The following is a 9,079-nucleotide window of genomic DNA, read 5'->3' as shown; positions in this document are numbered from 1 at the left end:
ACCCTGCCCCGGCGCGGCGGCGCCAGCCCCATGATTGCCTTCATGGTCGTCGACTTGCCGGCGCCATTGCGGCCGAGCAGCGCCATGGTCTCGCCCTGCCGCACCGAGAGGCCGACGCCGAACAGGATCTGGCTGGTGCCGTAGTAGACGTCGAGATCCGCGACGTCGATGACGGGAGCGCTCATGCGGCCGCTCCCGCATGTTCGGTGCCGAGATAGGCCTCGATCACGGCGCTGTCGTTGCGGATCTCGTCGGGCGTGCCCGTCGCCAGGATGCGGCCATAGCAAAGCACGATAATCTTGGGCGCGATCTTGAACACGATGTCCATGTCGTGCTCGATGAAGACGACAGTAATCTTTTGCGTCTCCCAGAGCTCGCGCACCTTGTCGATCATGCGCCAGCGCTCTTCGGGGCCCATGCCGGCGGTGGGTTCGTCCAGCAGCAACACCTTGGGCTCGAGCACCAGAGCCAAAGCGATGTCGAGCAGCTTCTGGTCGCCGTGCGAGAGCGTCGCAGCCGTGCGGTGGCGCTTTCCGGCGAGGCCCAGCAGCTCCATCACGTGCTCGGCGCGGTCCCGCGACTCCGGCAACGGAAAGCGCTTGTGCAGCACCGCGGACGTACGCTGGTCCGCGCTGACGGCGGCGAGCATGGTCTCTTCCACCGTCAGCGACTTGAAGATGCTGGCGACCTGGAAAGCGCGGCCGATGCCGTGGCGGACGATTTCCGGTGGCGAGCGGCCGGCGAGATCGACGCCGTCGAGCAGCACCTCTCCGGAATCCGGCCTCAAGGCGCCAGTGATCAGGTTGAAGAAGGTGCTCTTGCCCGCGCCGTTCGGGCCGATCACCGCGGTCAGCGAGCCGTCGGGGAAGTCGAGCGAGACGTCGTTGGTCGCCTTCACGCCGCCAAAGGACTTTGCGAGGTTGCGGATCTCCAGCATCGCTAGCGCCCCTCGCCCGCATCGCGACGGCGCGAAAACCATTCGGCGACGAAATCGAGCAGGCCCTTGCGCAGACCCAGCGCGAAGAAGAGGATGACCACACCGAGCACGATGCCGTGATACTCGGTGAACCGCGTCACGGTGTCGTTGAGCAGCAAGAGCAGCACGGTGCCGACCATCGGGCCCAGGAAGGTCGAGACGCCGCCGAGCATGTTGATGAAGATGCCCTCGCCCGAGATCGTCCAATAGGCAAATTCCGGATAAGCGCCTGATACGAACAGCGCCATCACCATGCCGCCCATGGACGCGAACAGCGCCGCCAGCACGAACACGGTAAGCTTGGCGCGCCAGACGTCGATGCCGAGGAAGCTCGCCCGCGCCGCATTGTCGCGGATCATGCGCAAGGTGTAGCCGAACGGCGATTGCGCGATCTGCCGCATCGCGAGCAGGCCGAGGATCAGAAGCGCGCAGCTCGTGACATAGAGATGGACGTGGTTGGAGAGATCGATGCCGAGGAACGCTGGCCTTGGAATGCCGCCACGCAGGCCCTGGTCGCCGCCGGTGAAGGAGGCCCAGGACAGGATGGTCGAGTGGATCAGCATCTGGAAGGCGAGCGTGACGAAGGCGAAATAGATCTCCTTCAGCCGCACGCAGATCGCGCCGATGACGGCCGCGATGAGCGCCGTGATCGCCAGCGTCGCGGCGAATGCAACCGGAATGGGCACAGCGAGCTTCTGCATGATCAGGCCGAAGCTGTAGGCGCCAAGGCCGAAGAACATGCCATGTCCGAACGAGGTCAGGCCGGTGTAGCCGACCAGCAGATTGAGTGAGGTCGCGAACAGGCCATAAGCCGAGCAGCGGATGACGAAATCGAGCAGCGCCTTGCTGCCCGTGAACAGCGGCAGACTCGCCAGCACCGCGAAGGCGATCAGCGCGATCAGCACGTCGCGATAGCGTTGCAGCACCATACCATTGCGCACCGGCGCCAATTGCTCGGCGCGCCCGGCCTCCAGCTCGGTCATGCCGCCTCCTTGCCAAACAGGCCGGTGGGCTTTGAGACCAGCACGATCACCATGAAGAGGTACATCAGGCCTTCCGTGAACAGGGGAAACCCGAGCGAGCCGAACGACCTGATGAGACCAAGCAACAGCGCGCCGATCAGCGCGCCCAGGATCGAGCCCATGCCGCCGATCACGGTCACGATGAAGGACTCGATCAGCACCGAGAATCCCATGCCGGGCGTCAGCGAGCGCACGGGTGCCGCAAGCGCGCCGGCGAGACCCGCCAGCATGCCGCCGAGCGCGAACACGCCGCCATAGATCAGGCCGGTGTTGATGCCGAGCGCGGAGACCATGCCGGGATTATGTGCGGCGGCGCGGATCACCTTGCCGATGCGGCTGCGCGACAATCCGATGCCGAGCACGATCGCCGCCACCAGCGCGATGCCGATCAGCAGCAGATAATAAGGCGGCACCACGCCCCCGGCGATGAACAGCGGCATCACCTGGAACGCCGCCGGCATGCCCATCGACCTGAATTCGGGCCCCCAGATGATGCGCACGACGTCGTCGAAGATCAGCACGAAGGCGTAGCAGACGAGGAGCTGCATCAACACGTCCGCGCCATAGACGCGGCTCATGAAGACGCGTTCGAAAATCAGGCCGAGAATTGCGGTGCCGGCCGCGCCCGCCAGCATCGCCAGCGCAAAGCTTCCCGTGAGCTGATAGGCCGTCATCGCGAAATAGGCGCCGAACATGTAGAAGGCGCCGTGGCTGAAATTGACCACCTTGAGCACGCCGAAAATCAGCGTCAGCCCAACCGCGACCAGGAACAGGAGCATGCCGATGATGAGGCCGCTGGTAGTCTGCGTCACCAGACAGGCGGAGCTGGAGAGGCAGCCGGCAAGCGCATCGAGATCCACGGGAGCACTTTCATTGCAGCGCGCCCGACACGGCGCGAGAAGCCAGACGAAGCCGGCGGAGACGGTCGCCCGCCTCCGCCATGCGCGCGATCAGGCATAGCCCTTGCTCTTCTTCCACTCGGCCTCGAGCTCGAAGATGGTCTTCCAGTCGCCGGCCTTGACCTCGGGAACATACGGCTCCTGCGGGATCGTGGTGCCCCAGCCAATGGCGTAGCCGACCAGCGTGTGGTCGTCGCCGCGCATGGTCACGGTTCCGTCGGCGCCGAACGGGCACTTGATGGTGAGGCCCTTCAGCACCTCCGCGATCTTCTTGCCGTCGGCCGAGTTTGCCTTCTTCGCAGCTTCCGCCATCAGCATGATTGCGGTGGCGTTCTCCCAGGACCAGTTGGTCGGATATTCATTGTACTTCGCCTTGTAGGCATCGCCCCAGGCGGCATTCTCCGGCGTCGCCGGGAAGGTCTTGATGTAGCGGTTGCCGGAGTGGATGCCCTTGGGCAGGTTCTTCACCACGGTGAGAGCGGTGTAATCGGCCATGTTGACCGCGAACACCTCCATCTGGCCGAACATAGCGTAGATGTTGGCCTGGTCGATATAGGAGGTGAGATCGCCGCCCCACAGGCAGGAATACAGCGCCTGCGGTTTGGCCTGCAGGATCTTGGTGACCACTTCGGTGTAGTCGGGCTGGAACAGCTTCGGCCAGGACTCGCTGATGATCTCGACCTCGGGCGCAAACCGCTTCAGGTACAGCGTGAACTCGCCAGTGGTGTCGCGGCCATAGGCATAGTCGGGCGAACAGGTCGCCCATTTCTTCAAGCCCTTCGCCTTGGCGATCGCGGCGGCATAGCTGCCGCCGACGATGGAATCGTGTACGCCCTGCCGCGCGGTACGGAACGCGTTGGGGATGCGCTGCTTGGGATCCGCGGTCAACGCCGAGGTCTCTGAATTGGTGTGGATGCAGAACACGCCGAGATCGCGCGCGACCTCGTGCACCGCGAAGGCGCCGGAGGAGGCTTCGGCGTCGATCATCAGCTCGCAGCCGTCGGTGTTGACGAGCTCGCGCGCGACGCGGGCGGCTTCCTGCGGCTGGCCCTTGGAGTCTCGGATCACCATCTCGATCTGCCGGCCGGCGAGACCGCCGGCGGCGTTGACCTTCTCGACTTCGAGCATCACCGCATTGCGTGAGGACGTACCGAGCTGCGCGACGCGGCCCGACAGAATCGTCGGCATGCCGATCTTGATGGTTTTGGCTTGCGCGCGCGCCACCCACGGCGCTGCGAACGTCATCGCACCGGCGCCCATCAGCGCCAGTGTTGAACGGCGGCTGATGCCCGGCGTGCGGGTTCTCGTCATTTTTCCCTCCCTCTTTCGGGTCGGCGTTTCCTGATCCCTGCCGGAGATCGTCTCGTCTCCGTGTTTCCAAGGATTTCAGAGGGTGGGGGGTGACGTCAAGCTGAAGATGAATTACGAGTCAGAATTCATCCCAGGGAGGAAGTGAGGCCGACTAGCGGCCCAAAACCCGCAAAATGATCAATCTTTCGAGCTTCATCGCCTTTCATGCCCGCCGCACGCCGGACCGGCCCGCGCTGAAATATCGCGGCAAGGAGATTTCCTACGCGGCATTCGATGTGCGGGTCCGAACCGCGGCAGGCTGGCTCGCCGCGCAAGGCATCGGCGCCGGCGACGTCGTCGCCGTGCTGATGAAGAACAGCGCGGCCTTCCTGGAGCTTGTCTTCGCCACCAGCCATCTCGGCGCGGTGTTCCTTCCGATCAACTTCCGCCTCTCGCGCGACGAGGTCGGCTACATCGCCGGCAATGCCGGCGCGCGGCTTCTGATCGTCGATGAGGAATTGGCCGAGAACGCAGCGGGCGCAGGCATTGTCGTGCTCGACGAGACTGCGCAGCAGAGCATCACGCATCTCGCGGGCGATACGCCGCCCGCGCCCATGCATGTCCGCGCGCCATCCGACCTGATGCGGCTGATGTACACCTCGGGCACGACGGACCGCCCCAAGGGCGTGATGCTCACTTACGATAATTTCTATTGGAAGTCGGCGGATCAAACGATCGCGCTCGGCATCAGTGCCGAGACGCGGCTGCTCGTGGTCGGTCCGCTCTATCACGTCGGCGCACTCGATCTGCCCGGAATCGCCGTGCTCTGGCATGGCGGCTTCATTCGCATCGAGCGCAATTTCGAGCCGGAGACGGCGCTCAGCGCCATCGCAGAAGACAAGCTCAACGCCGCGTGGTTCGCGCCTGTCATGACCACCGCGATGCTGACCTGCCCGAGGCGCGACCGTTACGACGTCTCCAGCCTGCAATGGGCGATCGGCGGCGGCGAGAAGACGCCGGAGATGCGCATCCGCGCCTTCTCCGAATGTTTCCGAAACGCACGCTATATCGATGCCTATGGCCTCACCGAGACCGTTGGCGGCGACACCTTCATGGAGGCCGGCCGCGAGATCGAGAAGATCGGCTCGACCGGGCGCGCCATCGCCCATGTCGAGATCGAGATCCGCGATGAGGACGGCAAGGCGCTGCCTCCCAACGTCAACGGCGAGATCTGCCTGCGCGGTCCCAAGATCACGCGCGGCTATTGGAACGACCCGCAGAAGACGGCATCGGCCTTCTTCGGCGACTGGTTTCGCAGCGGCGACGTCGGCTATCTCGACGAGGAAGGCTTCCTGTACCTGACCGACCGCAAGAAGGACATGATCATCTCCGGCGGCGAGAACATCGCCTCCTCCGAGGTCGAGCGCGTCATCTATGAATTGCCCGAGGTGCGCGAAGTCGCGGTGATCGGCCTCCGGGACGCACGCTGGGGCGAACGGCCGGTCGCCATCGTCGTCTTGGCGGAAGGCGCCGCGCTGGAGCTGCCTGCTCTCACCGAGCACTGCCGGGCGCGCCTCGCAAGCTTCAAGGTGCCGAAGGAGCTGATCCTCCGCGACAGCCTCCCGCGTAACCCATCCGGAAAAATTCTCAAGCGCGTGCTGCGCGCTGAACTGGAGACCGTGGCATGAATCAAGGGCCAGCCACCGCGAAGGTCACGAAGCTCAACCGCGTCGAGCGCAACGCCTGGACCAAGCAGAAGATCTTCGAGGCCGCCACCAAGGTCGTCGGCAAGCATGGCTATGCCGAGGCCTCCGTCGCCCGCATCACGGAACAGGCCGGCGTGGCGCAAGGCACCTTCTACAATCATTTCGAGAACCGCCAGGAACTGCTCGACCAGCTGCTGCCCAAGATCGGTCTCGACATGGTCGAGTTCATCCGCGCCCGCACCGGCACCGCGGATGCGGCGCGGCAGGAAATCGAGCGCTTCGCCGCCTTCTTCGACTTCATCGGCGAGGTGCCGGAATTCTTGCGCATCCTCAACGAAGCCGAGTTCTTCGCCCCCATCGGCTATCAGAAGCATCTCGACAACATCGCGACCGCTTATGTCCGCATCTTGCGCCGCGCGCGCCTTGCCGGCGCCATCGAGGACTTTAGCGACGAGGAGTTCGAGGCCATCGTCCACATGCTGATGGGTGCGCGCGGCTATCTCAGTCGCCGCTATTCCTATTCGGCAGGCGGCGTCACCGCCGTGCCCGACCACGTCATCTCCGCCTATCGCAAGCTGATGACGCGCGGCCTCTTCAATCCGTCCGGGGACCAGGACACGCCATGAATATCGAATCTCCGCACAAGCCGCTCGACCTTGCCTCGGCCATCGCAGAAGGCGACATCCGCTGTCTCCTGATGGTGCTGGTGCACATGACCGGCGACGCGAAATGGCTCGCGCCGCCATACTTGCCCAAGCGCGATATCCGCCTCATCCCCGATCCCGAGGCCGGTATGCCCCGGGACATCCAGGATGAGATCCGCGCCGCGGTGGTCAAGCTCTTCGCCGATGGTACGCCGAAGCCTGTCATCGCCGATCCCGGCGAAGAGCTGCTGCTGAAGATGATGCGCGCCTGCCTTGGCGAGAGCGTCGCGCCGGAATATGCCCCGCTGATGCGCGAGGAGATGGGCTTTGTGGCGCGCCACGCGCGCTGGACCAAGCGTCCTTCCGACGAAAAGCTTGGCGACCAGCATGTGCTGATCGTCGGCGCCGGCGTCTGCGCCATCGCGCTCGGCGTCGCGCTCAGCCAGCTCGGCATCCCCTACACCATCGTCGAGAAGAACGCCGAGCTTGGCGGCACCTGGTGGATCAACCGCTATCCCGGCTGCGGCGTCGACACGCCGAACCACTCCTATTCCTACTCGTTCGGCTCGGGCAATGCATGGACCCGTTATTTCTGCCAGCGCGAGGAGCTGCTCGGCTATCTCCAGAAGGTCGCCGACGAATACGGCATTCGCAAGCATCTGCGCGTCGACACCGAGCTGACCGCGTCGCGCTGGGACGAAGGCAAGCGGCGCTGGATATCCACGCTGAAAACGAAGGACGGCGAAGAGACCTTCGAATCCACCGCGCTGGTCTCGGCCATCGGCCAGCTCAACGATCCCTCCCGCGCCCGTTTCAAGGGCGAGGAGGACTTCACGGGAACGATCCTGCATTCGGCACTGTGGTCCGACGACATCAAGCTCGACGGCAAGCATGTCGCCGTGATCGGCACCGGCGCGACATCGATGCAGCTGGTGCCGTCGATCGCTGGACGCGTGGCCTCGGTCACGGTCTATCAGCGCAGCGCGCAATGGGCGCGGCCGGTGAAGGGCTATGCCGATCCGATCAGCGAGGGCGCGCGGTGGCTGCTGGCGCATCTGCCGTTCTATGTGCAGTGGTACCGCTTCAACATGTTCTGGCGCTACGGCGACGGCCTGCTGCCTTTCCTACGCAAGGACCCGGCCTGGCCGCATCCGGAGCGCGCCGTCAACAAAGGCAACGACCGGCATCGCCAGGAGCTGACCGATTTCATCCTGTCCGAGTTGAAGGACCGGCCCGATCTGATCGACAAATGCGTGCCGACCTATCCGCCCTATGGCAAGCGCATCCTGCTCGACAACAACTGGTTCAAGACCTTGAGGCGGGACAATGTCGAGCTCGTCACCGAGGCGATCGATCATTTCGACCAGGATGGCCTCGTCACCGCCGACGGCAAGCACCGCCCCGCCGATATCATCGTGGTCGCGACCGGCTTCAAGGTGACGGAAATGGCGGCCCGCCTCAACATCAGCGGCCGCGACGGCCAGGATTTACGCCAGGCCTGGAGCAACGACAATCCGACGGCGTTCCTCGGACTCACCGTGCCGGGCTTCCCAAATTTCTTCTGCATGCTCGGCCCCAACTCCGGCCCCGCCCATGGCGGCAGCGTCATCTTCCAGTCGGAATGCCAAAGCCGCTACATCTCAGCGTGTCTTGCCGACATGATAGAGCACGACGTCGCCGCCATCGACGTCCGCCAGGATGTGCTCGACGACTACGTCCGCAAGGTCGATGCCGAACACGAGGCGATGATCTGGACCCATCCGGGGATGAGCACATATTATCGCAACAGCAGCGGCCGGGTGTTCTCGGCGATGCCCTGGCGCTTCGTCGACTACTGGGGCATGACGCACGATCCGGATTTGCGGCAGTACAGGCTGACGAAGGCGTGAATTCTCAGCACTGACTCGGGCCGACGCATTAGTTACGCTGGTTCCACAGCGTCATTGCGAGCGTAGCGAAGCAATCCAGAGTCTTTCCGCGGAGAGATTCTGGATTGCTTCGCTACGCTCGCAATGACGGAGGTTGCGGCCTCTACGCCGCCAGCCCACTCTCCACCGGCGCGAACTCCAACCCCAGACTTTCCGCCACCGCCTTGTTGGTAATCCGGCCGCGATGCACGTTCAGCCCGTTGCGCAAGTGAGGATTTTCCAGCACCGCGGCAAAGCCTTTGTTCGCCAGCATCAGGCCGAACGGCAGCGTCGCGTTGTTCAGCGCCTGGCTGGACGTCACCGGCACGGCGCCCGGCATATTGGCGACGCAGTAATGCACGACGCCATCCACCTCATAGGTCGGATCAGTGTGCGTGGTCGGATGCGAGGTCTCGAAGCAGCCGCCCTGGTCGATCGCGACGTCAACCAGCACGGCGCCGGGCCGCATCGATGTCAGCATCGCGCGCGTGACCAGCTTCGGTGCGCTTGCGCCCGGCACCAACATCGCGCCGATCACGACCTGATGCCAGAAGGTGTTGACGTTCAGGATATTGAGGCCGTTGCGCACGACGGCCATGAGAATTGCCCCGGCCGCAGTACCCAAGAGGGATGCC

Annotated in this window: 8 protein-coding genes and 1 pseudogene; 3 read left to right on the top strand and 6 right to left on the bottom strand. The window is 64.2% G+C overall.

Annotated elements, in window-relative coordinates; all coding sequences use genetic code 11:
* The 5 genes from MOV75_RS17450 to MOV75_RS17430 all read right to left on the bottom strand — a co-directional run.
* A partial coding sequence (locus tag MOV75_RS17450; RefSeq protein ID WP_247006259.1) for an ATP-binding cassette domain-containing protein occupies positions 1 to 185 on the bottom strand: 185 nt, incomplete at its 3' end.
* The gene (locus MOV75_RS17445) at positions 182 to 937 is read right to left on the bottom strand and encodes an ABC transporter ATP-binding protein (RefSeq protein ID WP_246920332.1); all 756 of its coding nucleotides are present in this window, start codon (positions 935 to 937) and stop codon (positions 182 to 184) included. The genes MOV75_RS17445 and MOV75_RS17450, both read right to left, overlap by 4 nt.
* 2 nt (positions 938 to 939) lie before the next feature.
* Positions 940 to 1,959: a branched-chain amino acid ABC transporter permease gene (locus MOV75_RS17440; RefSeq protein ID WP_246920330.1), complete on the bottom strand. Its 1,020-nt coding sequence runs from the start codon at positions 1,957 to 1,959 to the stop codon at positions 940 to 942.
* Positions 1,956 to 2,858 (bottom strand): branched-chain amino acid ABC transporter permease, encoded by a 903-nt coding sequence (locus tag MOV75_RS17435; protein WP_246920327.1) that lies wholly within the window; start codon positions 2,856 to 2,858, stop codon positions 1,956 to 1,958. The genes MOV75_RS17440 and MOV75_RS17435 overlap by 4 nt, the downstream gene beginning before the upstream one ends.
* A 90-nt stretch (positions 2,859 to 2,948) precedes the next feature.
* The gene (locus MOV75_RS17430) at positions 2,949 to 4,208 is read right to left on the bottom strand and encodes an ABC transporter substrate-binding protein (protein ID WP_246920324.1); all 1,260 of its coding nucleotides are present in this window, start codon (positions 4,206 to 4,208) and stop codon (positions 2,949 to 2,951) included.
* A gap of 173 nt (positions 4,209 to 4,381) precedes the next feature.
* Between MOV75_RS17430 and MOV75_RS17425 the strand changes: the two genes are divergently transcribed.
* The 3 genes from MOV75_RS17425 to MOV75_RS17415 are packed head-to-tail and all read left to right on the top strand — an operon-like array spanning position 4,382 to position 8,426.
* A complete protein-coding gene (locus tag MOV75_RS17425) occupies positions 4,382 to 5,875 on the top strand; it encodes an AMP-binding protein (RefSeq protein ID WP_246920321.1) in 1,494 nt (497 codons plus the stop codon).
* Positions 5,872 to 6,519 carry a TetR/AcrR family transcriptional regulator gene (locus MOV75_RS17420; RefSeq protein ID WP_246920318.1) on the top strand — a complete coding sequence of 216 codons (648 nt, stop codon included), beginning with the start codon at positions 5,872 to 5,874 and terminating at the stop codon, positions 6,517 to 6,519. Before MOV75_RS17425 ends, MOV75_RS17420 begins: the two co-directional genes overlap by 4 nt.
* The gene (locus MOV75_RS17415) at positions 6,516 to 8,426 is read left to right on the top strand and encodes an NAD(P)/FAD-dependent oxidoreductase (protein WP_246920315.1); all 1,911 of its coding nucleotides are present in this window, start codon (positions 6,516 to 6,518) and stop codon (positions 8,424 to 8,426) included. Before MOV75_RS17420 ends, MOV75_RS17415 begins: the two co-directional genes overlap by 4 nt.
* A gap of 142 nt (positions 8,427 to 8,568) precedes the next feature.
* Here the strand turns inward: MOV75_RS17415 and MOV75_RS17410 are convergent.
* Positions 8,569 to 9,079: pseudogene (locus MOV75_RS17410) on the bottom strand (hypothetical protein); the annotation flags it as partial.

Origin of the sequence: Bradyrhizobium sp. PRIMUS42 (genome assembly GCF_023006515.1) — a bacterium.
Taxonomy (GTDB): domain Bacteria; phylum Pseudomonadota; class Alphaproteobacteria; order Rhizobiales; family Xanthobacteraceae; genus Bradyrhizobium.
The sequence above is the reverse complement of the archived record's forward strand: the minus strand, read 5'-3'. Positions and strand labels throughout refer to the sequence as shown.

Excerpts from the sequence above, each read along its gene's own strand:
- MOV75_RS17445 (WP_246920332.1), bottom strand. The coding sequence starts at position 937 with ATGCTGGAGATCCGCAACCTCGCAAAGTCCTTTGGCGGCGTGAAGGCG.
- MOV75_RS17440 (WP_246920330.1), bottom strand. The coding sequence starts at position 1,959 with ATGACCGAGCTGGAGGCCGGGCGCGCCGAGCAATTGGCGCCGGTGCGC.
- MOV75_RS17430 (WP_246920324.1), bottom strand. The coding sequence starts at position 4,208 with ATGACGAGAACCCGCACGCCGGGCATCAGCCGCCGTTCAACACTGGCG.
- MOV75_RS17425 (WP_246920321.1), top strand. The coding sequence starts at position 4,382 with ATGATCAATCTTTCGAGCTTCATCGCCTTTCATGCCCGCCGCACGCCG.
- MOV75_RS17420 (WP_246920318.1), top strand. The coding sequence starts at position 5,872 with ATGAATCAAGGGCCAGCCACCGCGAAGGTCACGAAGCTCAACCGCGTC.
- MOV75_RS17415 (WP_246920315.1), top strand. The coding sequence starts at position 6,516 with ATGAATATCGAATCTCCGCACAAGCCGCTCGACCTTGCCTCGGCCATC.